Below are 25,268 nucleotides of genomic sequence, written 5' to 3' on the forward strand. Positions count from 1 at the left end.
CAGAGAGACCGATCGGCTCTCTGCTTTTTTTATGATGCTGCAATGTTCGGACGGCCGCGGATTTATCCGGGTATTGAAGCTTCCAGTCTGGCACTCGGATCACGCCATACATTCGCCCATTTTTTCACAGCCGCAATGATAATCACAAGCCCGAGAATGAGCATGATAATGGATAAAACGCCATTCAGCACGTTGTATCCCGCCGCTTCGGGGTTCAAATACACATACCGCACCATCCAATAACCCGCATAGTTGACGGTCACGTACAAATAAGCGAGAGGAATCAGGCATGTCAGCATATAGCGCCGCTTATCCGCTATTTTTAATACGACGGTCGCACCGATAATTAAGCCGACAGACGCCATAAGCTGATTGGATACGCCGAACAGCGCCCAAATGGAGCTGATGTCGCCCGAATACAGAAGATAGCCCCACAGCAGGCAGGCGAGCGCGCTTGAGAAAATCGAGCCCGGCAGCCAGTCTGTTTTTTTCAGCGGCTTATAGACCTCTCCGAAAAACTCTTGAATCAAGTACCGGGCGACACGGGTTCCCGCATCAATCGCCGTTAAAATAAACACCGCTTCAAACATAATGACGAATTGAAAAAAGTATGAAGCCAAATGACTGAAAAACGGAATCTCCGTAAAGATATACGTCATTCCGACGGCAAGCGTAACAGCGCCGCCCGTTCTTCCTTCCAGACTGAGCCCGATTTCTTTACTCAATTCAGGCAGATGGACGACATTCATCCCGAGGGTGCGGAATATTTCAGGCGTGCTGTTAATAGCAAAATAGTCGGCGGGCTCAAGAGCGGCAGCTGCAATGAGCGCCATAATTCCGACGAGACATTCCACAAGCATCGCTCCGAAAGCAACCGGCTTTATATCACTCCATTTATCCAGCATTTTCGGCGTTGTGCCGGAACCGACAAATGCATGAAAGCCCGAAATGGCGCCGCAGGCAATCGTTATTGAAATAAACGGCCAGACAGGACCCGCGATCACCGGCCCTCCGCCGTGAATAAACTCCGTTACGGCCGGAAATTTAATGGCGGGATTGACGAAAAAGACGCCTGCGATCAAAGCGGCAAAAACCCCGATTTTCATAAAACTGCTTAAATAGTCACGCGGAGCCAGCAAGAGCCAAACCGGAAGCGCCGCGGCGAAAAACGCATAGACAGGAAGCGCCACTGCGAGCGTTTTCGCATCCAGTGTCAGCATGTCCCCGAGAGCCGTTGTCTGCAGCCGCGGCCCGATGACAACACCGGCCATTAACAAAAGAAACCCGACAGTTGATGCGAGTTTGAGATTGCCCGTTTTTTTATAATAGAGGCCGACCCCCATCGCGATCGGAATCGTAATCCCCACCGCAAACGTTCCCCACGGGTTTTTCTCAAGCGCGTGCAGCACAACCATGGACAGCCCCGCCATCGTGATCGTAATGATAAACAGCATCGAGAGACCCGTGCAAAAACCCGCCACCGGGCCGAGCTCTTCTTTGGCGACTTCAGAAAGCGTTTTCCCGTTTTTCCGCATTGATGCAAACAATACGACAATATCGTGCACGGCTCCTCCGATCACCGCCCCGATTAACAGCCATAAAAGCCCGGGCAGATAGCCGAACTGAGCTGCCAGAATCGGTCCGACAAGCGGGCCGGCAGCGGCGATTGCCGCGAAGTGGTGGCCGAATGACACCCACTTATTCGTCGGCACATAATCTTTCCCATCCTCAAGCACATGGGCCGGAGTCGGTGTCTGATCATTGATTTTTAATACTTTGACCATCATAAAGGTACCGTAAAGCCGATAGGCGATCGCCAGAATACATATAGACGCTATGACGATTGTAATCGCATTCATTTAATCCCAGCCCCTTTTCTCTTTTTCTAAATATTATCACAATTATCAGATAACGGGAGATGATTTTTGCGTAAAAAAAAGCCGGCGGCGCAGCCCGGCTTTTCGGAACATTATTTGCCTGATAAACGGATGACATTCCAGGACAGCGGAGTAAAATGAGCCGTTATCCCTTCAGCATTTGCCGAAGACGTTCCGTTTGAGTGAGGCGTGACTTCTTTTCTGTTTTTTTGATTGGTCGCTTTCATATCCTGATGCTCCAGCACGATATGCTCAATAATGCGGTAATCTTCAAACCCTCTCAGCTTGATCTCCGTTTCCATCAGTTCCTTGCTTTTGTTGACGGCAAAAATGGTCAGGGCTTCATCCTCTTCATGGTAAACGGCCGCGGCATCAACATACGGCACATCCGTAAAATCCGCTGAGTCGTATTTCGGGGAGGTGACCAGCAGCTTCATTGAAGTCCCTCTCCCGTAGACAGAGGCGTGCATGTAAGGATAAAAGATCGGCTGTCTCCATGCTTCTCCGCCCTTTTCAGTCATGATAGGCGCAATCACGTTGACAAGCTGGGCGAGACAGGCGATCTTTAGTCTGTCCGCATGCTGCAGCATCGTAATCAGCAGTGAACCGATCAACAGCGCATCTTCAAAATTGTAGATGTCTTCGAGAATCGGCCGGGCCGTAATCCATGGCTCCACTTTTTTATCCGCTTCATTTGAGTGATACCACACATTCCATTCATCTAAAGAAAGGTGAATCGTTTTTTTGCTGCGTTTTTTCGCTTTCATATAATTACATACGGCTGTGACGGATTTAATAAAATGGTCTAAATCCATAGACTTCGCCAAATAGTTCTCAAGATCATTTTCATGGTTGCCGTAATACGTATGCAGTGAAATGTAATCCACATGCTCGTACGTATGCTCAAGCACCTCGGCCTCCCACTCGATGAAGGACGGCATGCCGCTGTTTGAGCTTCCGCAAGCCACCAATTCGATCGTCGGGTCCGTCCATTTCATCACCTTTGCTGTTTCAGCGGCGAGCCGTCCATATTCATGCGCCGTTTTATGACCGATCTGCCAAGGGCCGTCCATCTCATTTCCTAAGCACCATGTTTTGATGCCGTAAGGTTTTTCATATCCGTGCGATTTTCGTAAGTCGCTCCAGTATGACCCTTCAGGATGGTTGCAGTATTCAACGAGGTTCCGGGCGGCATCGATCCCTCTCGTCCCGAGATTGACCGCCATATTCACTTCGGCGTTCACTTTTTTCGCCCACGTTAAAAATTCATTCGTCCCCACTTCGTTCGTTTCTGTCGTCTGCCATGCCAAATCAAGCCTCCGCGGGCGGTTCTTCACCGGCCCGACGCCGTCCTCCCAATTGTAGCCTGAGAGAAAATTCCCTCCCGGATAGCGGATGAACGGCACTTGCAATTCCTTGATTAACTCCTGCACGTCTGTTCTGAAACCGTCCTTGTCGGCTTTTGGGTGTCCGGGCTCATAAATGCCTTCATACACCGCCCGGCCCATATGTTCTATAAAAGATCCGTACATCCGTTTGTCCACTTCACCGATGATATATTCTTTATCTGCTGTAATCCCCGCTTTTTTCATTACATTTCCTCCCTCTCTCTATCCCTTCACTCCGCCTACTGTGAGGCCGGAAATGAAGTATTTTTGGAAAAACAAGAATATGATGATCACCGGCAGTATCGCAAAAACGGACCCGGAAATCAGCATGTCATAGTTGTTGCCGTACGGACTCAGCAGCCCTGAAAGTCCGATTGGAAGCGTAAACATTTCTTTCGACCGAAGCACGATCAGCGGCCATAAAAAGTTATTCCAGCTGTTTAAAGATTGAAGAATGATCATTGCTCCGAATGCCGGTTTCATGAGCGGCGCCATAATTCTGAAGAAAATGCCGAATTCGGTGCAGCCGTCCATTCTCGCTGAATCAAGCAGATCCTTCGGAAGTCCGAGCGCATATTGCCGGAAAAAGAACACAGCGACAGGCGACACAATAAACGGCAGAATCACCCCCGTATAAGAATCGATCAAATGAAGACCCACCGTCAATTTGAACAACGGGAGCATCATCACTTCAAGAGGCACCATCATAATGATCAGCACAAGAACGAAAATAATATTTCTGCCTTTAAACTCGTAGACACCGAGTCCGTAGCCGATCAAAGAGGAAAAAAACAGCGTGAGAACCGTGGTGAGGACGCCGAGCAGCAGGCTGTTAAAAAACCATTTGAAATAAATGCTCCCCCCGTTGAACAAATACGTATAGTTATCAAGGCTCATCACATCCGGATCAAGACGCAGATTCAGCCCGATGCGCATCAGCTCAGATGACGGCTTTAATGAACCGAGCAATAGGCAGATCATCGGAAAGATATACAACAGGCTCAGCATGATAAAAAACAAGGTAAACGCGACTCTGTACACGGAAAACATGTAATTGTTACGCAACGCTTATCCCTCCCCTTTAAACGAACCGGACAGTTTCAGTGAAACAAGGCTGACTAGTAAGATGACAAGCAAAAGGACAATTCCGATTGCGGCCCCGTACCCCATTTCGTTGTATGCAAGCCCCTGCTGATATAAATAACCGACAAGTGTGAGGCCGATATTGCCCGGGGAATTATTCTGCCAAAGCACATAGCTTTCCTCAAACATTCTGAAACCGCCGATAATACTGATCGTTAACACATAAACGGACACCGGCTTTAAAAATGGAAGGGTAATATGCCGGAACTTTTTCCACGTACTCGCCCCGTCAATTTCAGCCGCTTCATACAATTCTTTCGGCACGTTTTGCAATCCGGCCAGAAAGTAAAGAATGTTAATCCCCATCCACCTCCATGACGCAAGCAGCACCATTAAAATCATGCCGGTACCTTTGTTGTTGAGCCAGTTTTGGGGTGATGCGCCAAGCTTCATCATCAGCTCGTTTGCAAGCGACGTATTCATTTCTCCGAACATCAGACGGAAAATAATCCCCGCTACGATCGTCGATGTTAAAGCCGGTACAAACAGAGCCGATTTAAACACATTTCTGAACCTGACGAGCTTCGAATTCAGAATCACCGCCAAAAGAAGCGGCACCGGAATCAGCACGATCAGCGTCCAGAAGGTATATTCCAATGTGTTAAACAGTGCGGTGTAAAAGGTTGGATTAAGAAGAGCGGTATAATTGGAAAACCCGACAAATGTAATTTCTCCCGGCAGTATCCGCTGAAAGCTCATGATAAACACGCTGATGATCGGATACAAAAAGAAAACGAGAAACGAAATGATAAATGGCACCGTAAAAAGATAAGGCGCCGCTTTTTTTGAATACAGCACATTGCGCCGGCGCGGCTTCTTCCGGACTGCAGAAACGGTTTGCGCTGTCTCTGTCTTTACAGGTCTCATAAAAGCTCCCCCGCTTTCACTGTTAATTAGGGCGGCTTCTCCTATTTCTCTAATTGCTCTGCCGCCTCGTCCAAGGCTTCCTTAGGTGTTTTTTCCTGCGTCTTCAGCGCATCGAACAGCACCTGTCTGACAACGAGATCAGCCGCTTTAGAGAAGTCTTCATGCAGATAAATCGGATTGATCTCATCTTTTATTTCAAGGAGCGAGGAAAAAATTGACGTACCGTTCCGGAAGAAATCCGTGTACTTGTTTTTCTCCTTCAATTCTTTTGAATCCCACACGTCCCAGCGGAGCGGGTCAAAGCCGAGCACCGTCCAAAGCTTTATGTTCCCTTCCTTCGAACCTTTCGCAAAACCGAGAAATTCTTTCGCGAGCTTCAGATGTTCAGCCTGCTTCGGCACGACGGTGGCTGTTCCGCCTAAACCCGCTGATCTGTCGCCGCCTTCTTTCCAAGCCGGCATAGGGTAAATCGCCATTTTCCCTTTTAAATCAGGCATATAATCGATAAACCGTCCCATGTACCAAATGGGCATCAGCACTGAGGCTGCCCCGCCCTGATTCATAAAACCGTAGTATTCTTCGCTGTGGTGGCCGCCGCCGGGAGCCGGCAGAAGGGTTTTATCATTTACCATGTCCTTTACATAATTCAGTGTGTCTGTATTCGTCTTGCTGTTCAGAATCAATTTTCCGTTTTTGCTGTAGTAGCCTGATCCTTGCTGCGAAATCATGGATAGGAATGTGGCGGAGTCGTTTGTTTCAACCGTTCCCATCGGTTTCCCAGATGCTTCACGCACTTTTTTCCCTGCCCGCCGGTAATCTTCCCATGTCTTAATGGAGGCGGGATCAACGCCCGCTTTTTTCATGATATCCATGTTGTAAAACATGACGGTCGTCCCCACATGTGTATCAAGGCCGTACAATTTTCCGTTTTTGCTGTATAAGGCCAGACGCGCTTCCACAAACTTATCGCGGTCTTTTTCAATCAGCGGCGTCAGATCGGCAAGCGGGATATCCTTCCCCTTCAGAAAGTTCGAGAACCGGCTTAATTCCACGTCGGCTATATCGGGAAGCCCCTCACCCGCGATCAGCGAAACCGATAAATTATCATGCATTTGTCCATAAGGATAAACAACGGTATTCAGCTTGATTTTGCGATCCGGATATTTCTGATTCCATTCTTTGACCATTTCCTGATAAAACTGTTCGTGCAGACCGTTAAACGTCCAAAACGTCAGCTCCGTTTCTCCCGTCCGGCCGGCAGTCCGTTCTTGTGAACAGCCGGCGGTAAACAAGAAGAGCATCATCAGCACCAAACATACAGCGGTCGTTTTTTTCATGTCATTACCCCTTCCACTTTAGGCCGTGCGGCTATTGATGCAAATGATGTGCAAAGATCGCTGCATTTTCATTTATGATGGTTAAACCGGTATAACGGTCTCTCAGTGTGTGCGCATGCTTAAGCGCATCGCTGACAAGGTCCTGTTTTACACCGATCTCATCGAAACAGGCGGGACCTCCCGCAGATGTGAGCCATCCGGCAATTGTTTTGCCGTCGGGAAGCCCTTCATATGCAGATTGAATCGCCTCGCGAAAGTGCGGCGGCAGTTCCGCAAGCTTTTCGTGACAAGCCAGTTCTTTGTAAATATCACTCAGCACCGCGCACGCACAGCCGACCTTCGCACCGTGGAGAATCGCAGGCTGTTTTGCCTTCAGCATTTCCATCTCAATCCAATGCGAGATGTGATGTTCTCCTCCTGAGGCGGGGCGGGAGTGGTCAAGCGCAAGCATGACAAGACCCGAAACGATCAGCGCTTCCATCAGTATCTGAATGCCGGCCTCCGTTCCCATGGCAATGTCAGCGCGGTGATCAATGCACTGCCAAAGCGCGTCTTTCACAAGCTTCGCCCCGGCTTCTGAGTACGGCTCACCCGCTAGCCTGCGGGAAATCTCCCAATCTGCCAGCGATGTTATTTTTCCGAGCATGTCTCCGAAGCCCGCGGCTGTCATTGAACGGGGCGCTTCTTTTAATACATTCGTATCCGCAAATAAGGCGATCGGCGCTTTCGTTTGAATCGTCGTTTTGATTCCGTTTAATATGAGCGGCGCTCCCGCCGATGTAAAACCGTCGACTGACGGAGCGGTGGGGAATGAGATAAACGGCAATCCGCGCTGGCAGGCGGCAAACCGTGTAATGTCGTGAATCGTTCCTGCACCGGCCGCAATGATGACATCCGTCTTTTCCGAGAGATTGATCAGCGTATAGACCAATGTCCTCTCATCAGCCGCGGCGGTCCCGGCTTCATGCTCCGGAATGATGACTTTTGACGCTTTGATCCCGCCTGCCCTCAATTCGTCCGCAAGCAGACGTCCCGCCGCCTCGTACGTGTTCCGGTCACAGACGATGACCGGATGATTCCAGCATTTTTTTTGCAGAAATGTGAGAAGCTCTTCTTTTGCATTCGACCCGATCACGATATCTTCTATTTGAATCGGTGAGCGGCTGGCCCCTTCCTTGTCAAACTCGGATTGAATGTCCTCAGGAGAACGTTTCATAAAAGGATTCCCTCCTTCGCTAATTCTGTCAGGTCTTTAATAGAATCAAGGACGATGTCAGGTTCATATAGACGGGGCTCCCCAAGTTTGGCCGCCCCCGTCAGAACCAATACGCTTTTCATTCCGTACAGCCTGCCCATTGCGATATCAGATTCGAGGCTGTCTCCGATAATGGCGCATTCCTCAGGGGGAAGTCCGAGCGCTTCACATGCCGCCTCAGCCATCAGCCAAGACGGTTTGCCGATGACAAGCTCCGTTTTTGCTCCGGCGGATGCTTCAATGGCCCCGATCATTCCCGCGACGTCCATGGCATGGCCGCCTTCATTCGGAAAGGAGCGGTTCCGGTTCGTGGCGATGATACGCGCGCCGGAGGAAGCCGCCTTAAAAGCGAGATTCAGATCCTCATAGGTGACGGTTTCATGCAGGGAGATGACAAGCCAGTCTGCCGCCTGCGGGTTTTGCGCCAAGGCGACACCCGCTAAAGCGAGTTCATCAGTCAGCCCTTTCTCTCCTAACACCCACACCTTTGACAAAGGATAATGCTTCTTTAAAAATGATGCCGTCACACTGGAGGACAGCACGATGCTCCGTTCATCCGTGCGGATACCGGCACCCAGCAGTTTCTTTCGGCACATTGCTCTTGATAGATTGCCGCGGTTGCTTAAAAAGACAACGGCTTTGCCCAGTGACTGAAGGGTATGAACGGCTTCTTTTGCGCCGTCAATCAGCTCCCGCCCCCTGAATACGGTTCCGTCTAAATCAATCAGAAACCCGGCTGCGTCAAGTTTGGCCATAATAAGCATTCGCCCCGTGTTTTCTGTAAAAATGCTTATCATGCAGCACTCTGTCGATCGGACTGAGCTGTTTGTTCAGCATAAGCGAATGGTAGGCCATTTCCGCTACCGTTTCGAGCACAACGGCGTTATGCAGGGCATTCAGCGCGTCCGTTCCCCAGCAGAACGGGCCGTGGCTGTGGACGAGGACACCCGGATTTTGTTCATACGGTTCGTTTTGAAAGGTTTCGGCTATGACTTTGCCTGTATGATATTCATAATCTTTCACAATTTCTTCTTCATACATTTCCCTCGTACAGGGTATAGCGCTTTCAAAGTAATCCGCGTGAGTCGTTCCGAGAGCGGGTATGTCTCTTCCGGACTGTGCCCAGCTCGTCGCCCAGCGGGAATGAGTATGAACGATTCCGCCGATAGCCGGAAACGCTTTATACAGATAAAGATGGGTCGGCGTGTCAGAAGACGGTTTCAGCGAGCCTTCGAGAATGTCTCCGTCCTCATTCAGGACGACCAGTTTGTCAGCGGTCAGCTCACTGTAATCGACACCGCTCGGTTTAATGACGATTCTCCCGCTCTCTCTGTCAATGCCGCTGACATTCCCCCATGTAAACGTGACAAGGTTATGTTCCTCAAGCTTCAGATTGGCGGCGAGCACTTCTTCTTTTAACGCTTCAAGCATGGCGGCTCCCTCCTTTTGCAAAATCACGGTTTTTAATGGCTTTCAGGCGTTTCATGACATTGTTTTCTTTGCCGAAGTAGTGTACGAGCTCTTTATATTCCGCATATAAATTGTCATAAATCTCAGCTCTTTCCGGGTTCGGGGCATAAAAGCCGTCTTTTAATTTCCCCATATGCGCGCATGCTTCAGCAATATTGGAGAATCCCCCGTTTTCCCGTCCCGCGGCGAGCGCTCCGAAAATCGCGGAGCCCAGTGCAGGCGCCTGCGGAGACCCGGATAATTTAATATCCATATTTGTGACGTCTGCATAAATCTGCATGACAAACGGATTTTTTTCGGCGATTCCTCCGGCTGCGTAAAGCTCTTCGACCGGAACGCCGTTTTCCCGGAACGTTTCGATAATCATCCTCGTTCCGAACGCCGTCGCTTCAATCAATGCCCTGTAGATTTCTTCCGGCTTCGTGTGCAGCGTCATACCAAGCATCATGCCCGTCAAATCGGCGTCCACCAAGGTTGACCGGTTTCCGTTCCACCAGTCAAGCGCGAGAAGGCCGCTTTCCCCTGGAACAAGTTCAGCTGCTTTTTTGCTGAGCAGCTCGTGAATGTCTATGTGTTTATCCTCAGCTTCCTTCTCATAGTCTCTCGGAACACACGTTTTGACGAACCATTCAAAGTGGTCGCCGACACAGGACTGCCCCGCTTCATATCCCGCATATCCGGGCAAGATGCCGTTATTGACGACCCCGCACATACCGGGGACGATATGTTCTTCGTCGCCGAGCAGCACATGGCAGGTAGACGTTCCCATGATCATCAGCATTTTCCCCGGCTCTGTAATACCGACCGCGGGCACTGACACATGAGCGTCGACATTGGCGACGGCAACGGCCGTCCCCGGCAGAAGCCCGGTCAGCTCCGCCATTTTTTCGGTTAAACCTCCTGCTTTTTCCCCGACTGAATAAATGGTGCCGCTTAATTTATCCTTTGTAATCGTTTTCATTAACGGGTTGAGCTTTTCGAAAAAATGATCCGGCGGATATCCCGTCTCCTCATCCCAGATTGCTTTGTAGCCGGCCGTGCAGTTGCTTCGCTTCAATGAACCGCACAATTGATAGACGATCCAGTCTGCCGCTTCCACAATCCGATCTGCCGCCTTGTATATATGCGGCGCTTCTTCCGCGATTTGCATGATTTTCGGGATCATCCATTCAGAAGAAATTTTACCGCCGTATCTTTTAAGGAATGGTTCCTTTGTGTCTTCGGCAATCGTGTTCAAACGGTCTGCATGTTTTTGAGCCGCATGATGCTTCCACAGCTTCACATAACTGTGGGGCTCCCGTTCAAATTCCGGCAGCATACAAAGCGGCTGCCCCGCGCCGTCTATCGGTAAAATCGTGCAGGCGGTAAAATCAATTCCTATGCCGATCACGTCTTTTGGATCAGCGCCCGCCTGCTCAAGCAGGTTCGGAATCGCCGTTTCCAGAACTTCGATATAATCGGCAGGATGCTGAAGCGCCCAGTCCCGAGGGAGTTTTTCACCCGTCTTCGGCAGCGTGCGGTCGATGACAGCATGAGTGTATTCTTTTACCGCAGAGGCGATTTCTTCGCCCGTGCGGACATTGACAAGCACCGCCCGGCCGGACAATGTGCCGAAATCAACACCAATCGTATACGCCATATCAATTCCCTCCCAGCCGGTATAATACGTCATTCCATTTCAGCTCTTTTTTCAGCTCATGTATTTCGGTATTGCGGGAAATAAAGATGCTTTCAATGCCTGCCATCTCAGCCCAGTCAAGCATCTGTTCAGCCGTAAGCCGGAAAGACATACAGGTATGGTGGGCGCCCCCCGCCAAAATCCATGCTTCCGCAGCTGTTTTCAGTGATGGCTCCGGCTTCCACAGCACCCGCGCCACAGGGAGATTCGGCATATCATGATCAATTTCCCTGCCTTCCGCTTCATTCAGAATGAGACGGAATCGCCCGCCGATATCAATGATGGTGGCGATGATGGCTGAACCGCCGATTCCGTTAAAGACCAGCCGGGCCGGATCTTCCTTCCCTCCGATTGAGAGAGGATGGACTTCGATTTTCGGCTGATCAAGGGCGATCGTCGGACATACTTCAAGCATATGTGATCCGAGAATCATCGCACGCCCCGGTTCAAAATGGTACGTATAATCTTCCATGAAGGAGGTTTGTTCTCCGTCCGCCATTATTTTCATCATTCGCACAAGGGCAGCCGTTTTCCAATCGCCTTCTCCGGCAAATCCGTACCCTTTTTCCATGAGACGCTGAACGGCAAGACCCGGAAGCTGCTTCATTCCGTGCAAAACTTCAAAGGAGGTCGAAAACGCTGTATATCCGCCCCGTTCGAGAAAGGCCGTTAATCCGAGTTCAATTTTCGCCTGTTCTTTAATGGAAGCAACTTTTGCTTCATCCCGCTTCGTTTCGTCGCTGATGACATACAATTTGTCGTATTCCTCATAAAGCGCCTCAATTTCTGCGTCGGTGACATTGTTCATCACCTCGGTAAGATCGCCGATTCCGTACCCGTCAACCTGCCAGCCGAATTGAATGTGGGCGCCGACTTTGTCTCCGTCAGTAACCGCCACATTCCGCATATTGTCGCCGAACCGGGCAACTTTAATATGCCTGCTTTCATTCCAAGCGGCAGCCGTGTTCATCCATTGCGAAATGTCATGTTTGACTTCCTCATCATCCCAATAGCCTGCGATGACTTTTCTCGTCTGCCCCATTCTTGACTGGATATATCCGTATTCCCGGTCTCCGTGAGCGGATTGGTTGCTGTTCATAAAGTCCATATCAATCGTTTCCCACGGGATGTCGCGATGATACTGTGTATGCAGATGAAGCATCGGCTTTTGAAAAGCGGAAAGACCTTCAATCCACATTTTCGCAGGGGAAAATGTATGCATCCACGTCACGACCCCGGCACAGTTTTCTTGATACTGCGCTTCCCGCAAAACCTCTCTGATCGTTTCAGATGACGTGACAACCGGTTTATGCCTGATCTTGTATCTTGATGACACCCCGCTGAGACCGTCACATATTCCCTTTGCGTGTTTATCGACAAGCTGAAGCGTTTCCTCTCCGTATAAGTGCTGGCTTCCCGTTACAAACCAAAATTCATATTCTTTGTTCTGAAGCACATTCATTTCCCCTTCCCATCAAAATAAAGCGCTTGCATTTTTTAAAAAATATACGTACGAATATAAACTACAAAACTTTCATCCTTTTATTTGTACGAACAATTTTATTATAGTTAAGGAGGAATCAAACTGTCAATCTTTTATTGCAAGTAAAAAAGCCGGACACACATGCCCGGCTGATCAATTAATAGGAAGGCCAGCCTGAACTCCAATCGATATCATTGATGAGCATCTTCGGAATTCCGCTGTTTTCGGCATCATACGCATGACGCACTAAAATATTCCCGTTCACAATGTCTTGACCGCCCGGGCCTTTCCAGCGGTCATTGCCGGAGTCAAGAATCGTCCCTCCGCCTTCTGACATGCTTTTCCCGCTTTTATCGAGATATGGGCCGGTGATGCTTTTGGATCTTCCATAAGCGATTTTGTACGTACTATTCACGCCTGAACAGCATTTATCAAACGACACCATTAAGTAATAGTAGCCGTTCTGGTAGGTGATGGCCGGCGCTTCCAAAGCTCCGCCGTTATTCGGTCTGGCAGCGATGGAATAAAGTGATCCCGTCGGTTTCATTGTATTTTTATCAAGCTTTGTCAGCTTAATGCCGCTCCAAAAAGAACCGAAGGCAAGCCAAGGGTTTCCGTCTTTATCAATTGTCAGCTCCGGATCAATTGCATTGTAGTTATTGGCGCTTGTTGAACGGATGACGAGCCCTTCGTCCTTCCAGTTTCCCGAACTGAGGCTTGCAGATGATGCAAGACCGATCGCGGAGGTATTTTTGCCGAATGAAGAAACCGCATAATACAGCCAATACTTTCCGTTATAATATTGAACATCGGGGGCCCATTGATTCAGCCCGTAATTCGGCACATAATTGCCCCACCATGACAGCGGGGAAGTAAAGATTGATTTCTGAACGGTCCATACGCCGCCGCTGCCCGCCTTTAAGACGCGAAGCCCCCTCTCCCCTTCCAAACCGGTTCCGAAAGCGTACCACGTGTTTCCTTCCTTCGCCATTGTCGGATCGTGAAGCAATTCATTTGATGCCCCCCAAAACGCGGCAGATGCCGGAGATGAAGACATCAGCAGCAGCCCGGCTGTAACGGCTGCGCACGAAAAGCGGATCATGCGTCTGAATCTGTTTTTCATTTGTAAACCCTCCCCTTTTTAAAGCGCTTTCAAAAACATGTTGTCAGATTTTTCTATGTCTTCTCTTATTGTAGACGCAGGGCTCATATTTGTACAGACAAAAAAAAGAATCTGCTTAAAAAAGCAGATTCTTCCGTATCTTTATTGGTAAGTAATACGGTCAACTGTTTCCCGGTCTAATTTTTTAATCACTTCTGTGATCAATTTTACCGTATTCTCATAATCATCCCGATGCAAAATAGCGGCATGAGTGTGAATGTAGCGCGTCGCGATCGTAATGGACAGCGCCGGCACTCCGTTTGCGGTTAAATGAATGGAACCTGAATCCGTGCCCCCTCCGGCAATAGAATCGAATTGATACGGAATTCCCGCTTCTTCCGCCGTGTTCACGACAAGGTCGCGCAGCCCTTTGTGAGATACCATTGACGCGTCATACAGAATAATTTGCGGCCCTTCGCCGATTTTGCTTTGCGCCTCTTTTTCAGAAATTCCCGGTGTATCTCCGGCAATTCCGACATCCACACCGAACGCGATATCAGGCTGGATCGTATGTGCCGCTGTTTTCGCCCCGCGCAGCCCGACTTCTTCTTGCACCGTTCCGACCCCGTATACTTCATTGGGGTGATCACTGTTTTTCAGATTTTTTAATACATCGATGGCAATCGCACAGCCGATACGGTTGTCCCATGCTTTCGCCAATAAATGCTTTTCATTGTTCATCACTGTAAATTCAAAATACGGCACAATCTGGTCACCCGGAAGAACGCCCCATTCCATTGCTTCTTCACGGCTGGATGCCCCGATATCGATGAACATCTCTTTAATATCGGCGGCTTTTTTTCTGGCGTCAGGAGGCAGAATGTGAGGCGGTTTCGAACCGATGATCCCCGTGATGTCCCCTTTTTTTGTCACGACGGTGACGCGCTGGGCCAGCATGACCTGAGACCACCAGCCGCCGACGGTTTGAAAGCGGAGAAAGCCTTTATCAGTGATTTGCGTCACCATAAAACCGACTTCGTCTAAATGCCCTGAGATCATGATTTTCGGACCGTTTTCTTTGCCGGTTTTTTTGGCGATTAAGCTTCCCAGCCGGTCTGTTGTGACGTCATCGGCAAATGGTTCTATGTATGATTTCATCACTTGTCTTACTTCTCTCTCATTTCCCGGTATCCCTTTTGCATCCGTTAACGCTTTCAGCATGGTGAGCGTTTCATCTAATTTTGTCATCAATAAACCTCCTTTTTTTCACTACCCTTCTTATTATACAAAACCAATGCTGAAGCATACGATTAATTCGCCTGAAAAACGGGTAAATGTTTTTATCTATTTCTTTTAAAAAAATGAAACCTTTTGTTTTGTTTTTCGTATTACATCAGATCATGACAAAGGTGAGGAGGTGCCTTCACACATATGGCCATTACAGTATTGAGGATTGTCTTGCTTGCACTTCTTATTTATTTTATTTACATGTGCGTCAAATTTTACGCAAACCCGAAAAGAAGGCTCAGACTGGCGCAATCAAAAGAGAATTTTTATTTTATTGACGAACAGAAAAACACGCGAAAAAATCTCCAGCTTACTTATAAAGGAGTGCTCTTTGAAGGAGAAAAGCATATCCCTTCCAAAGATCATCCGCTGTTTATTCATACGATATTTGTATGGACCGAAAATCCGGAAAAGCTGAACCGCTTTTCTGCAGGTGATTTTGAAGAAGTCGAAAAAAAGGTATTGGAGCGGTACCCGAATTGCAAGATTGATTGGGACCAGCCCATCAAAAAAGCGAAAAAAGCAGGCGAGCGATAAGCTCTCCTGCTTTTTATGTTTTATACATCAAATACATCAGCACAAGGGCGGCTTCAGTGAGAAAAAGCAGCGGCACCCCGTATAAAAAGGATTTGTGTTTCGTCTTATGCCTGAAGGTGCGCATGCCGATCCATACGCCGAGTGAGCTGAACATGGCGGCTGTGAGCCATATTCGTTTCTCTGATATTCTCCACCGGTGTGCCTTTGCTCTTCTTTTATCAGCGCCCATGATCCAAAAGCCGTATCCGTTTATCAATACGGCGTAAATGAAGAGAGCCATTGATTGTCACCCTTTACGTAAAAAAACCGCTCCCGGAAAGAGAGCGGCTTTTTCAACTTACTTGTCTAACTGAGCTTTAGCAGCATCAGCAAGCTGATTGAAAGCAGTAAGATCGTTTACAGCAAGATCAGCAAGCATTTTGCGGTTTACTTCGATGCCTGAAAGCTTAAGACCGTGCATTAAACGGCTGTAAGAAAGACCGTTCATACGTGCAGCAGCGTTGATACGAGTGATCCAAAGCTTACGGAAATCACGTTTTTTCTGACGGCGGTCACGGAATGCATAGTTTCCTGATTTCATGACCTGCTGGTTTGCTACTTTGTATAATCTATGTTTTGAACCGAAATAACCTTTTGCTAATTTAAGAACCTTTTTACGACGCTGACGCGACACAGTTCCGCCTTTTACTCTTGGCATTATATTTCCCTCCTAATTGTTCCTTGTCCGATTACTTGATGTTAGCAAGCTGTTGTTTGATGCGTTTGAAGTCTCCTGCGCTTACAATAGCACCCTTGCGAAGCTTACGCTTTTGCTTTTGGGATTTGTTGGCGAATAAGTGACTTGTGTATGCATGAGAACGTTTTAACTTCCCAGAACCTGTCTTTTTAAAACGTTTAGCAGATCCGCGGTGAGTTTTCATTTTTGGCATGGGATTTCCTCCTTATTGCTTTTCGTTTTTCGGCGCGAGCATTAAGAACATGCTGCGGCCGTCCATTTTTGGTTTTGTTTCGACTGTCGCAACTTCCGCACATGCTTCAGAGAAACGGTCCAATACGCGCTGGCCGATTTCTTTATGAGTGATTGCGCGCCCTTTAAAGCGGATAGAAGCTTTCACTTTATCGCCTTTTTCAAGGAATTTAATCGCATTGCGCAATTTCGTGTTAAAGTCATGCTCATCGATCGTCGGACTTAATCTAACTTCTTTTAAGTTAATGATTTTTTGATTTTTGCGTGCTTCTTTGTCCTTTTTCTGCTGCTCGAATCTGAACTTACCGTAGTCCATGATGCGGCAGACAGGCGGTTTTGCATTTGCTGCAACTAACACAAGGTCAAGATTTGCGCGGCCGGCGATTTCAAGTGCTTCCTGACGGGACTTGATGCCGAGCTGATCGCCATTTTGTCCGATCAGACGAACTTCACGTGCACGGATACCCTCATTAACCAATTGATCTTTGCTAATAATGAGCCACCTCCATAGTTTCTTCGAATTGATTCACAACGCTTTTTGACTGCATTCTGCAGGCAAACAAAAAGTGCGGGCATGACAACACACCCACACTACGAACATCTGCATAAATAAAAATGTACGGTCAACCTGCCAACTACATGAATGTGTCAATCAGGTGAGAAGCGGGTGCCTCTGCTTGTGATTTATATTCAATTCAATAACTATTCTACACAATACCGGATCATTAGTCAAGAATGACTTCTCCGGATCAACTTTTTCATTTTAACACGATGCCGGGGCGAGCGCAAGGAAAAATGTGAAATTTCGTTCTTTGCCGCCCGCGGACGCGCCAACACAATAAAAAACCCGGGTCTATGACCCGGGTTTATCCTCCGATAAGCTGAACGAATACCGGAATGACCAGCACCGTCACCACTCCTACGACGACAACCGCGATACTTGCCATTGCCGCTTCTACTTCCCCCATCTCAATACCGACCGCAACACCGAGTGCGTGTCCTGATGTGCCGAGAGCCAGTCCCTTAGAGATTGGGTGTTTCACTTTAAACAATTTTAAGAATAGAGCGCCCAGAGCATAGACGATAACGGCGTTGAAAATAACGGCGAAAGCGGTGATGTCGGTGATGCCGCCGATTCCTTTTGACAGCGGAAGGGCAATTGCCGTTGTCGCCGCCTGCGGAAGCATGCTTTTCATAACGGCCGCGTCAAGATGAATGCCTTTTGCGATCAAATAGACAATCGTGACTGAGCAGATAGAGCCGACAATGATAGAAGACATGATCTGCCACCAGTATTTTTTCAGTTTGTCACGCTGTTTGTATAAAGGGATCGCAAAAGCGATCGTCGCGGGCTCCAGGAAGAATTTAATAATGTCTCCCCCGCTTTTATAATCTTCATATGAAAAACCGCCGAGCTTCAGAAAAAGGATTCCAAGCACCATCGCGACAAACAGCGGGGTGAAGAGGAAAAAGCCTCTCGTTTTTTTAAATAAATACGTGCCGATGCCAAAGGCCGCAAGTGAAACGACAATACCGAAATATGGACTCATCCGATTTCCCTCCTAATGCTGCACAAGTTCTTTTTCCTGATTGGAACGGCGCACCGTTTGTTTTTCAGGAGCAGTCTTCTGACGTTTTTGGCTGACAGACAAGATCAGCTGAGAAAAAAGGCCCGTGGCCCCTAACAGAATGATGGTGGCGAGTAAGATGACGAGTGCGATCTGCACGCCGTACTGCTGCATGACGCCAAGTGAATTCATCACGGAGATGCCCGACGGGACAAATAAAAATCCGATCAGTGACGTTAATGATGTTCCCAGCGTTTCTACTTGTTCAAGCTTAATCACTTTCAGGCATAAGAGGACAAATAATAACACCAAACCTACTACGGAAGCGGGTATAGGAATGGGGACAATCGCTGCAATCCCATTAGATATGAGCATAATTACGGCAAAAATAAATGCTTGTGTCAGAAATCCGTACACTTTTTTCGCACTCATTTTCTTCACCTCTTTCTCTTTGTTAGGTCCATTATAAAAGAGAAATCGATTTTTAAAGCGCTTTCATAACAAACGGCTGAATATTCATTCTGAAATGCAAAAAACGGCTGCTGAAATGCAAAAGCCGCCTCATATAATATGAAGCAGCTTTTTTAAGTCCTTGGCATATGTACGGCTGACGGGAATTTTAGAGCCGTCTTTTAAGATAAGATTGTACGTCGAATTAAACCACGGATGAATTTCCGTAATATGCTCCGTATTCACGATGAACGCGCGGTGCACTCTCAAGAAACCCGTATCAGGCAGTTTTTTCTCAATGACCGCCAAAGTTTCATGAACGGAATAAGAAGCGGCAAACGTTTTGACAGAAACGTGTCCGTCCTCCATGCCGGCGAAAATAATGTCCTTCGTATCTAAAATGACAATAGATTCACCGGCTGATACAGCCAGTTTATGCGCTCCGGCTGCGGACGGCTGCTCTGAGACGGCTCCTGCCCTGTCCTGCTTCACTCTTTTAAACTTTCTGATTGTCTGGCGCACTCTTTCTTCATCAAAAGGCTTCGTTAAATAATCGAGCGCGTCGACTTCAAAGGCTTTTAAAGCAAATTGGTCATACGCCGTCGCAAAAACGACGGCCGGCGGATTTTTCATGTTTTTCAGCCGTTTGGCAATGTCAAATCCGTTTTCTCCTGACAAATCAACGTCCAAAAACAGCAGATCCGGTTTTTGATCCATCATACTGTCAAAAGCGGATTCAATATTTTCAGCTTCGTTTATGTCACTTACTTCATTCGTCCGTTTCAGCAAATAAGCTAATTCATCTCTTGCCAGCATTTCATCATCAACGATTAACACCTTCAGCATGTTCTTCTCCTTTAGTCATCAGTTTCAAAGGCAGCTCAAATGATACCTCCGTACCTTTGCCGGCCTCACTTTCCAATCGCAGGGCTGCCTTGGGGCCGAACAGCCCGATCAGCCGCTGATTTAAATTGTAAAGCGCGGTTCCCGTCCCTTCTTTAGACGGGAGCGGACGGTTTCCGAGCACGGACAGCAATTCAGGATCAATTCCCCTCCCGTTATCTCCAACCCGCATTAAAACCGACTGACCGGCGGATACCACGCTGACATTGACGGCACAGCTGTCCTGCTTTCTTGAAAATGCATGGCGGAGCGCATTTTCGACGAGGATCTGCAGCACAAAAGGAGGAATTTCGATGTCCTCCAAACCGCGTTCGATTTCAAGGCTGATTTTATATTTCCCGGGAAAACGGGCCTGCTCCAATGATAAATATGCCTGCAGATGGTTCAGTTCTTTAGAAAGCGGGATGAGCAGCTGCCTTGCCCCCTGCAGATTGGAACGGAAATAGACGCTGAGCTGCAGCAGAAGCTTTCGGGTTTTTTCCACATCCGTACGGCAAAGAGCAGAAATCGTATTGATCGCATTAAACAGAAAATGCGGATTGACCTGTGCTTGAAGCGCCTTTATTTCTGCGTCTTTCAGCAATTTGCTCTGCAGTTCCGCCTCGCCGAGTTCAAGCTGGGTGGAAAACAGCATGGCGAGTCCTTCTGCAAGCTCTTCTTCAACCCGGCTTAAACCTGACGGGCTTTTAAAGTACATTTTCAGCGTCCCGATCGTTTTGCCGTTTGACGTCAGCGGCAATACGATCGCCGCATGCAGCGGACAGGGATCGTGCGTGCATTCAATTTCTGCCTTTGATGTCGCTTTCATAATATGACCCGTTTTAATGACGCGTTTTGACAATCCGGTGATCAGGCTTTCAGACGGAATATGATGGTCGGCACCCGCGCCGACGTGCGCCAAAATCTTTTCGTTATCCGTAAGCGATACCGCGTCCGTTCCCGTTTGCCTGTGAATGATGGCGGCGACGCTTTTGCATGAGCTTTCATTCAGCCCTTGGCGGAAAAACGGAAGCGTCTGATCGGCAATCATCAGCACCCTGTGGGTTTCAAGGGCTCTCGCCCGTTCTTCCTTCCGGATAATCGACTGAATGATCGAAAGAAAAATAAAAGTCCCTGACCCGTTTACCAATATCATCGGGATGCCGATGATGCTCACAAGCGTCCAAGCATCAGAAAACGGCTTGGCCATCAAGAGAATGAGCAGCATTTGCAGCGATTCCATCCCGAGTCCGACAAGCGCGGCCACCCGCGGTGTCGGCATCGCATAGCGTTTTCTGAAATACCGTCCGATCCAGCCGGACAAAATGCCCGCTAAAACGGATGAGACGGCACAGCTGACTGCGGTCGCGCCGCCGAGTGATAAACGATGCAGGCCGGCCAGTATGCCGACGCCGATTCCCACATACGGGCCGCCTAAGAGTCCGCCGATTTCAACGCCCATAATTCTTGTATTGGCAATTGAACCGGACGGATTAATTTGAAACACCCAGTCATTATTCATGATTGTATTCCGCTGAATTTCTATTCCCGTATAGTTGCTGATGATACTGAACAGCGAGAAAATTGAAATCAGCACCGCTTTGCCTTTATAGCTCTCAGGCTGCTGGAGCGCCTGTCTGAACAATCTGGTATGAGCCAGAACAAATCCCAATATGACGATAATTCCGACTCTTTCCAGCATCATGATGATCAAATGCAGCATACTTTTCACCTATTCTTTCAAATTTTATTTTATCACGTTTTAGAGCCTGAGACAGAATCTGACACAAACCTGCCTGTTTTTTTCAAATCATCTGAAAACAAATCTTTCACAGTCTATGTATCTATTGTAGAATAAACGGGAGCCTTGCGGCAGAGAGTTTCAGAATATAAAAAAAAGAGGAGAAGATCATGAAAGCCGTATTTTTTGATTTGGACGATACACTGTTATGGGATGAAAAAAGCGTCAGAACAACATTCAGGGAAACATGTTTACAAGCGGAAAAAAAATATGGCCTTGACCCGCATACATTTGAAGAGGCGGTTCGGAAAGCGGCACGGGAATTGTATATGTCATACGAAACCTATCCGTATACGGTCATGATCGGTATTAATCCGTTTGAAGGATTGTGGGCGAATTTTTCCGAGCCGGTCAGCGAAGGGTTTAAAAAGCTGAATCGGATTGCGCCGGAATACAGACGAAACGCTTGGACGAACGGCTTAAAAAGCGTCGGTATAGACGATGCGGCTTACGGCGAATATTTGGCGGAGTTTTTCGCGGCGGAACGCAGACAGCGTCCGTACGTGTATGATGAAACGTTTGCAGTGCTTGATAAGCTGAAAGGTGTTTATGAATTGCTTCTGCTGACAAACGGCGACCCCAGCCTGCAGAAAGAAAAACTCGCCGGCGTTCCTGAGCTCGCGCCTTATTTTAATGAAATCGTCATCTCAGGCGCTTTCGGAAAAGGGAAACCCGATGCCTCCATATTCGAACATTGCCTCGGCCTCCTGAACCTGAAAAAAGAAGACGCCATTATGGTCGGAGATAACCTCAATACTGATATATTGGGAGCGAAACGGGCAGGCATTACGACAGTCTGGGTAAACCGGACGCAAAAGAAAAATGATACGGACATTGCGCCTGATTACGTGATCAGCGATCTTCACGAGCTGTTTGCGATTATAGAGAAACAAAAAGAAAGATAATGTTATACGCAAAAAAACCCCATTCTGAATGAACGGGGTTTTTTGTATTTCCGGTTATTTTTTCGCTTCGGCTACAGCCTTTTTCACAAAATCGTCCAATGAGACGGTTTCTGATTTCTGCTCGCCGTATTTCCGGACGTTTACCGCGCCGTTTTCCGCTTCTTGGTCACCGACCACAAGCATGTACGGGATTTTTTGCATTTGCGCTTCACGGATTTTATAGCCGATTTTTTCGTCCCGGCTGTCAAGCTCGACACGCAGGCCTTCACGCTGCAGGCGCTCCTGCACTTTTTTCGCATAGTCAAGATGCACGGACGGTGATACAGGAATGACTTGGAATTGCACCGGCGCAAGCCATGTCGGAAGGGCGCCTTTGTGCTCTTCGATTAAGAAAGCAACGAAACGCTCCATCGTTGACACGACGCCGCGGTGAATAACGACAGGGCGGTGCTGTTTGCCGTCTTCTCCGACGTAAGTGAGATCAAAGCGTTCCGGAAGAAGGAAGTCAAGCTGTACAGTTGACAATGTCTCTTCTTTGCCGATCGCCGTTTTCACCTGCACGTCAAGCTTAGGGCCGTAAAACGCCGCTTCGCCTTCCGCTTCATAATAGTCGTGCCCCATCTCATCCATTGCCGCCTTCAGCATGGACTGCGCTTTGTTCCACATCTCATCATCATCAAAATATTTTTCCGTATCTTCAGGATCACGGTAAGACAGGCGGAATGTGTAATCACCCAGTCCGAAGTCTTCGTATACGTCTTGAATCAAACGGACCGTACGGATGAATTCTTCTTTAATCTGATCAGGACGGACGAAAATGTGCGCGTCATTTAACGTCATGCCGCGTACGCGCTGAAGACCTGAAAGCGCCCCGGACATTTCATATCGATGCATCGTTCCGAGCTCTGCGATGCGGATCGGAAGCTCGCGGTAGCTGTGAATGTCCTGTTTGTAAATCATCATATGGTGAGGACAGTTCATCGGACGGAGCACGAGTGTTTCATTGTCCATTTCCATCGGCGGGAACATCGTATCCTGATAATGATCCCAGTGGCCCGATGTTTCATACAGGTCTTTGCTTCCGAGAACAGGCGTATAGACGTGCTCATAACCGAGGCTCAGCTCTTTATCCACAATGTAGCGCTCGATCACGCGGCGGATGGTTGCGCCTTTCGGCAGCCAGAGCGGCAGGCCTTGTCCGACTTTTTGAGAGTTGGCGAACAATTTTAATTCTTTGCCCAGTTTTCGGTGGTCGCGCTCTTTCGCTTCTTCAAGCATCCGCAAATGCTCTTTCAGGTCATCCTTTTTAAAGAAGGCCGTGCCGTAAACGCGCTGAAGCATTTGGTTTTTGCTGTCGCCGCGCCAGTATGCGCCCGCAAGGCTCAGCAGCTTAAATTCTTTAATTTTGCCTGTAGACGGCACGTGCACGCCGCGGCACAGGTCAAAAAATTCGCCCTGCTCATAAATGGAGACCGTTTCGTCTTCAGGGATGGCATCCAGCAGTTCAAGCTTCAGATTATCGCCGATTTCCGCAAACATGGCTTTTGCTTCATCACGGCTCACTTCTTTTCGGATAATCGGCAGATTTTCACCGACGATGCGTTTCATTTCTTTTTCAATCTTCGGAAGGTCATCCGGCGTCAACGCCTGCTCCATTTCAACGTCATAATAGAACCCGTTTTCAATGACGGGACCGACTCCGAATTTCACATCTTTATAAATGCGTTTAATCGCCTGGGCCAATAAATGCGCCGTGCTGTGCCGCATGATGTTCAAGCCTTCTTCTGTGCCTTCTGTAATGATTTCTACGGCACCATCCTCTTGAATCGGCGTTCTTAAATCAATTTCCTGTCCGTTCAGTTTTCCGGCTAAAGACTTTTTCTTTAATCCCGGACTGATGGATGCCGCGATATCTTCTGTTGTTGTTCCTTTCGGAAATTCCTTTACCGCTCCGTCCGGAAATGTGATGTTGATCATATCTGACATCTTCGTCACTCCTTTTTTTATGCAAATCAAAAACCCCGCCCCCTATGAAAGGGACGAGGTTAAATAAACGGAATCGTGGTTCCACCCTTTTTTCCGCGCGGCCGATTGTTTCGGCACCTGCGGCTCTAAACTCTGTAACGGGAGTTCCCGTCAGCTATTACTGGCGCTTCTTCCGGCGTTCACAGCTGAAGTTCAAAGGCGGTAAAGACAATGATCCATAGCTGGAAAGCTTTCAGCCTGGGCTCTCCTCTCTTATAAAGCCGGTATCAATGCTTCATGTCCTTATCAATACGTGTAGCAATCATTAATCTTTTATGTATTATAAAATGTCTGTGAGAAAAATGCAACTCGGTTTTCCGTCTGATTTCCCACAGACAGCCCTGCCGCTTACACAAGGCCGTCCGTGCGGCTATCCTTCCGTCTTCTCGGCGGCAAATGCGCCCAGCGGAAAAAGGCGCACCCTCTCCTGAAACACGTTTTGAATCGTTCTGGACATCATATGCTCCGGTTTATCCGTATACAGTTCTACCGTCTCAGGCGCAATGGAGATCAGCGGCGCAAGGAGATGGGAATCTATATACATCGGGTGCTCCCGCACAAACCGTCTGTCTATGTATTTTTTCTGTTCCCGTTCTGACAAATAGCGCAGCTCCCACAGCGTAAAAGCTTGGTCATGTACGATGCGGACTTTCTTCATCCGCGGCGGATTGGATGTCACATAATCTCTCAGAGACTGGATAAAGTTTTGATATTCCTGTTCCATCCGGTATTCATCTATCGCGGCCTCCGCGTATTCTCTGAGCCGCTCATAATATCTGCCGAGCCGGAACGTCTGAAACGAACGCACGGAAAAAACACCCGCATCAAGTGAAATCGTCCGGAGCGCATCTGAAATAAACTGTGTGCGCGGCTCTTTCTTCGGCTCGAACGGATGATCATCCAACTCTCCTTCCATAATGCTGTGTGCAAGCTGAAGGATTTGCTGCTGTTCATCCTGATCGGTGAAGCAGTATGCGTCCTCAATAAGCGAAAGCATATGCTCGTCTTCTTTGCATTCCAAAAAAAACCTGACAAGTATCGGCTCAATAAAGCGCTGAACGCAAAAAGCCGTTTCAGACCTTGCGATTCCGACTTTTTTTATGCCTTCACGGACAATAAAATGTCTCCGGTCGTCCGATTGCTGAATGAGATGTAAAAAAGCGGCGGTATCGTGGTCATCTTCAAAGATCACTTCAAGCATATTTGTCCCCCCTTACGGCATCTGTTACAAGTATATGGGGGATGT

General features: G+C 48.2%; 24 protein-coding genes and 1 other annotated feature. Of the genes, 2 read left to right on the forward strand and 22 right to left on the reverse strand.

What is annotated here, in order from left to right; all coding sequences use genetic code 11:
- Window positions 1–62: 62 nt before the first annotated feature.
- The 12 genes from cstA to NYE50_RS15270 all read right to left on the reverse strand — a co-directional run bounded on the left by cstA (window position 63) and on the right by NYE50_RS15270 (window position 14,848).
- The gene (gene cstA / locus NYE50_RS15215) at window positions 63–1,859 is read right to left on the reverse strand and encodes a carbon starvation protein CstA (protein WP_012118141.1); all 1,797 of its coding nucleotides are present in this window, start codon (window positions 1,857–1,859) and stop codon (window positions 63–65) included.
- Window positions 1,860–1,969: 110 nt separating this feature from the next.
- On the reverse strand, window positions 1,970–3,469 hold the full coding sequence (gene arfA / locus NYE50_RS15220; RefSeq protein WP_159354448.1) for an arabinosylfuranosidase ArfA: 1,500 nt from the start codon (window positions 3,467–3,469) through the stop codon (window positions 1,970–1,972).
- An 18-nt stretch (window positions 3,470–3,487) separates the two neighbouring features.
- Complete coding sequence (locus NYE50_RS15225; RefSeq protein ID WP_007612991.1) at window positions 3,488–4,315, reverse strand: carbohydrate ABC transporter permease; 828 nt, start codon at window positions 4,313–4,315, stop codon at window positions 3,488–3,490.
- A gap of 18 nt (window positions 4,316–4,333) precedes the next feature.
- Window positions 4,334–5,275, reverse strand: a complete 942-nt coding sequence (locus tag NYE50_RS15230) for a carbohydrate ABC transporter permease (RefSeq protein ID WP_159354449.1) — start codon at window positions 5,273–5,275, stop codon at window positions 4,334–4,336.
- Between the two features lie 41 nt (window positions 5,276–5,316).
- Window positions 5,317–6,612 carry an ABC transporter substrate-binding protein gene (locus NYE50_RS15235; protein ID WP_061862456.1) on the reverse strand — a complete coding sequence of 432 codons (1,296 nt, stop codon included), beginning with the start codon at window positions 6,610–6,612 and terminating at the stop codon, window positions 5,317–5,319.
- Window positions 6,613–6,643: 31 nt separating this feature from the next.
- Window positions 6,644–7,828 (reverse strand): sn-glycerol-1-phosphate dehydrogenase, encoded by a 1,185-nt coding sequence (locus tag NYE50_RS15240; RefSeq protein WP_224988359.1) that lies wholly within the window; start codon window positions 7,826–7,828, stop codon window positions 6,644–6,646.
- Window positions 7,825–8,631 carry an HAD-IIA family hydrolase gene (locus NYE50_RS15245; protein WP_400127230.1) on the reverse strand — a complete coding sequence of 269 codons (807 nt, stop codon included), beginning with the start codon at window positions 8,629–8,631 and terminating at the stop codon, window positions 7,825–7,827. The genes NYE50_RS15240 and NYE50_RS15245 overlap by 4 nt, the downstream gene beginning before the upstream one ends.
- The gene (gene araD / locus NYE50_RS15250; protein ID WP_003152509.1) at window positions 8,609–9,298 is read right to left on the reverse strand and encodes an L-ribulose-5-phosphate 4-epimerase; all 690 of its coding nucleotides are present in this window, start codon (window positions 9,296–9,298) and stop codon (window positions 8,609–8,611) included. Before araD ends, NYE50_RS15245 begins: the two co-directional genes overlap by 23 nt.
- Complete coding sequence (gene araB / locus NYE50_RS15255) at window positions 9,291–10,976, reverse strand: ribulokinase (protein ID WP_159354452.1); 1,686 nt, start codon at window positions 10,974–10,976, stop codon at window positions 9,291–9,293. Before araB ends, araD begins: the two co-directional genes overlap by 8 nt.
- A 1-nt stretch (window position 10,977) precedes the next feature.
- Window positions 10,978–12,471, reverse strand: a complete 1,494-nt coding sequence (gene araA, locus NYE50_RS15260) for an L-arabinose isomerase (protein ID WP_224988355.1) — start codon at window positions 12,469–12,471, stop codon at window positions 10,978–10,980.
- A 184-nt stretch (window positions 12,472–12,655) separates the two neighbouring features.
- Complete coding sequence (locus NYE50_RS15265; protein WP_072177268.1) at window positions 12,656–13,621, reverse strand: glycoside hydrolase family 43 protein; 966 nt, start codon at window positions 13,619–13,621, stop codon at window positions 12,656–12,658.
- Window positions 13,622–13,762: 141 nt separating this feature from the next.
- Window positions 13,763–14,848 (reverse strand): M42 family metallopeptidase, encoded by a 1,086-nt coding sequence (locus NYE50_RS15270; protein WP_007408096.1) that lies wholly within the window; start codon window positions 14,846–14,848, stop codon window positions 13,763–13,765.
- Between the two features lie 183 nt (window positions 14,849–15,031).
- Here NYE50_RS15270 and NYE50_RS15275 point away from each other — a divergent pair, with 183 nt between their 5' ends.
- Window positions 15,032–15,424: a hypothetical protein gene (locus tag NYE50_RS15275; protein WP_003152498.1), complete on the forward strand. Its 393-nt coding sequence runs from the start codon at window positions 15,032–15,034 to the stop codon at window positions 15,422–15,424.
- Between the two features lie 13 nt (window positions 15,425–15,437).
- Here the strand turns inward: NYE50_RS15275 and NYE50_RS15280 are convergent, their stop codons facing one another.
- From NYE50_RS15280 to NYE50_RS15315, 8 genes are all read right to left on the reverse strand, one after another.
- Window positions 15,438–15,704, reverse strand: coding sequence for a DUF1294 domain-containing protein (locus NYE50_RS15280; RefSeq protein ID WP_159354454.1), 267 nt, complete (start codon window positions 15,702–15,704; stop codon window positions 15,438–15,440).
- A 57-nt stretch (window positions 15,705–15,761) separates the two neighbouring features.
- Window positions 15,762–16,121 carry a 50S ribosomal protein L20 gene (rplT, locus tag NYE50_RS15285; protein WP_007613019.1) on the reverse strand — a complete coding sequence of 120 codons (360 nt, stop codon included), beginning with the start codon at window positions 16,119–16,121 and terminating at the stop codon, window positions 15,762–15,764.
- Between the two features lie 31 nt (window positions 16,122–16,152).
- Complete coding sequence (rpmI, locus tag NYE50_RS15290) at window positions 16,153–16,353, reverse strand: 50S ribosomal protein L35 (protein ID WP_003152493.1); 201 nt, start codon at window positions 16,351–16,353, stop codon at window positions 16,153–16,155.
- Between the two features lie 12 nt (window positions 16,354–16,365).
- Window positions 16,366–16,887, reverse strand: coding sequence for a translation initiation factor IF-3 (gene infC, locus NYE50_RS15295; protein ID WP_071543361.1), 522 nt, complete (start codon window positions 16,885–16,887; stop codon window positions 16,366–16,368).
- Window positions 16,888–16,945: 58 nt separating this feature from the next.
- Window positions 16,946–17,076: a sequence feature (ribosomal protein L20 leader region), on the reverse strand.
- 181 nt (window positions 17,077–17,257) lie between these two features.
- Window positions 17,258–17,941 (reverse strand): antiholin-like protein LrgB, encoded by a 684-nt coding sequence (lrgB, locus tag NYE50_RS15300; RefSeq protein WP_007408093.1) that lies wholly within the window; start codon window positions 17,939–17,941, stop codon window positions 17,258–17,260.
- A gap of 12 nt (window positions 17,942–17,953) precedes the next feature.
- Entirely contained in the window at window positions 17,954–18,391 is a 438-nt protein-coding gene (gene lrgA, locus NYE50_RS15305) for an antiholin-like murein hydrolase modulator LrgA (RefSeq protein ID WP_007613022.1), read from the reverse strand.
- A gap of 129 nt (window positions 18,392–18,520) precedes the next feature.
- The gene (locus NYE50_RS15310) at window positions 18,521–19,255 is read right to left on the reverse strand and encodes a LytR/AlgR family response regulator transcription factor (protein ID WP_014418602.1); all 735 of its coding nucleotides are present in this window, start codon (window positions 19,253–19,255) and stop codon (window positions 18,521–18,523) included.
- Window positions 19,233–21,014, reverse strand: coding sequence for a sensor histidine kinase (locus tag NYE50_RS15315; RefSeq protein ID WP_014418603.1), 1,782 nt, complete (start codon window positions 21,012–21,014; stop codon window positions 19,233–19,235). Before NYE50_RS15315 ends, NYE50_RS15310 begins: the two co-directional genes overlap by 23 nt.
- Before the next feature lie 188 nt (window positions 21,015–21,202).
- Between NYE50_RS15315 and NYE50_RS15320 the strand changes: the two genes are divergently transcribed.
- On the forward strand, window positions 21,203–21,997 hold the full coding sequence (locus NYE50_RS15320; RefSeq protein ID WP_017418329.1) for an HAD family hydrolase: 795 nt from the start codon (window positions 21,203–21,205) through the stop codon (window positions 21,995–21,997).
- A 54-nt stretch (window positions 21,998–22,051) separates the two neighbouring features.
- Here the strand turns inward: NYE50_RS15320 and thrS are convergent, their stop codons facing one another.
- Both thrS and ytxC read right to left on the reverse strand, forming a co-directional pair.
- The gene (thrS, locus tag NYE50_RS15325; protein WP_224988353.1) at window positions 22,052–23,983 is read right to left on the reverse strand and encodes a threonine--tRNA ligase; all 1,932 of its coding nucleotides are present in this window, start codon (window positions 23,981–23,983) and stop codon (window positions 22,052–22,054) included.
- Between the two features lie 409 nt (window positions 23,984–24,392).
- Window positions 24,393–25,223, reverse strand: coding sequence for a putative sporulation protein YtxC (ytxC, locus tag NYE50_RS15330; protein WP_032871714.1), 831 nt, complete (start codon window positions 25,221–25,223; stop codon window positions 24,393–24,395).
- Between the last annotated feature and the right edge of the window lie 45 nt (window positions 25,224–25,268).

Source organism: Bacillus sp. EU55 (assembly GCF_038005925.1).
GTDB lineage: Bacteria > Bacillota > Bacilli > Bacillales > Bacillaceae > Bacillus > Bacillus velezensis.

Excerpts from the sequence above, each read along its gene's own strand:
- thrS (WP_224988353.1), bottom strand. The coding sequence starts at position 23,983 with ATGTCAGATATGATCAACATCACATTTCCGGACGGAGCGGTAAAGGAA.
- araB (WP_159354452.1), bottom strand. The coding sequence starts at position 10,976 with ATGGCGTATACGATTGGTGTTGATTTCGGCACATTGTCCGGCCGGGCG.
- NYE50_RS15230 (WP_159354449.1), bottom strand. The coding sequence starts at position 5,275 with ATGAGACCTGTAAAGACAGAGACAGCGCAAACCGTTTCTGCAGTCCGG.
- NYE50_RS15235 (WP_061862456.1), bottom strand. The coding sequence starts at position 6,612 with ATGAAAAAAACGACCGCTGTATGTTTGGTGCTGATGATGCTCTTCTTG.
- NYE50_RS15245 (WP_400127230.1), bottom strand. The coding sequence starts at position 8,631 with ATGCTTATTATGGCCAAACTTGACGCAGCCGGGTTTCTGATTGATTTA.
- NYE50_RS15310 (WP_014418602.1), bottom strand. The coding sequence starts at position 19,255 with ATGCTGAAGGTGTTAATCGTTGATGATGAAATGCTGGCAAGAGATGAA.
- lrgA (WP_007613022.1), bottom strand. The coding sequence starts at position 18,391 with ATGAGTGCGAAAAAAGTGTACGGATTTCTGACACAAGCATTTATTTTT.
- araD (WP_003152509.1), bottom strand. The coding sequence starts at position 9,298 with ATGCTTGAAGCGTTAAAAGAAGAAGTGCTCGCCGCCAATCTGAAGCTT.
- NYE50_RS15275 (WP_003152498.1), top strand. The coding sequence starts at position 15,032 with ATGGCCATTACAGTATTGAGGATTGTCTTGCTTGCACTTCTTATTTAT.
- NYE50_RS15265 (WP_072177268.1), bottom strand. The coding sequence starts at position 13,621 with ATGAAAAACAGATTCAGACGCATGATCCGCTTTTCGTGCGCAGCCGTT.
- NYE50_RS15240 (WP_224988359.1), bottom strand. The coding sequence starts at position 7,828 with ATGAAACGTTCTCCTGAGGACATTCAATCCGAGTTTGACAAGGAAGGG.
- lrgB (WP_007408093.1), bottom strand. The coding sequence starts at position 17,941 with ATGAGTCCATATTTCGGTATTGTCGTTTCACTTGCGGCCTTTGGCATC.
- NYE50_RS15315 (WP_014418603.1), bottom strand. The coding sequence starts at position 21,014 with ATGCTGCATTTGATCATCATGATGCTGGAAAGAGTCGGAATTATCGTC.
- rpmI (WP_003152493.1), bottom strand. The coding sequence starts at position 16,353 with ATGCCAAAAATGAAAACTCACCGCGGATCTGCTAAACGTTTTAAAAAG.
- cstA (WP_012118141.1), bottom strand. The coding sequence starts at position 1,859 with ATGAATGCGATTACAATCGTCATAGCGTCTATATGTATTCTGGCGATC.
- NYE50_RS15320 (WP_017418329.1), top strand. The coding sequence starts at position 21,203 with ATGAAAGCCGTATTTTTTGATTTGGACGATACACTGTTATGGGATGAA.
- NYE50_RS15270 (WP_007408096.1), bottom strand. The coding sequence starts at position 14,848 with ATGACAAAATTAGATGAAACGCTCACCATGCTGAAAGCGTTAACGGAT.
- NYE50_RS15225 (WP_007612991.1), bottom strand. The coding sequence starts at position 4,315 with ATGTTTTCCGTGTACAGAGTCGCGTTTACCTTGTTTTTTATCATGCTG.
- arfA (WP_159354448.1), bottom strand. The coding sequence starts at position 3,469 with ATGAAAAAAGCGGGGATTACAGCAGATAAAGAATATATCATCGGTGAA.
- rplT (WP_007613019.1), bottom strand. The coding sequence starts at position 16,121 with ATGCCAAGAGTAAAAGGCGGAACTGTGTCGCGTCAGCGTCGTAAAAAG.
- ytxC (WP_032871714.1), bottom strand. The coding sequence starts at position 25,223 with ATGCTTGAAGTGATCTTTGAAGATGACCACGATACCGCCGCTTTTTTA.
- NYE50_RS15280 (WP_159354454.1), bottom strand. The coding sequence starts at position 15,704 with ATGGCTCTCTTCATTTACGCCGTATTGATAAACGGATACGGCTTTTGG.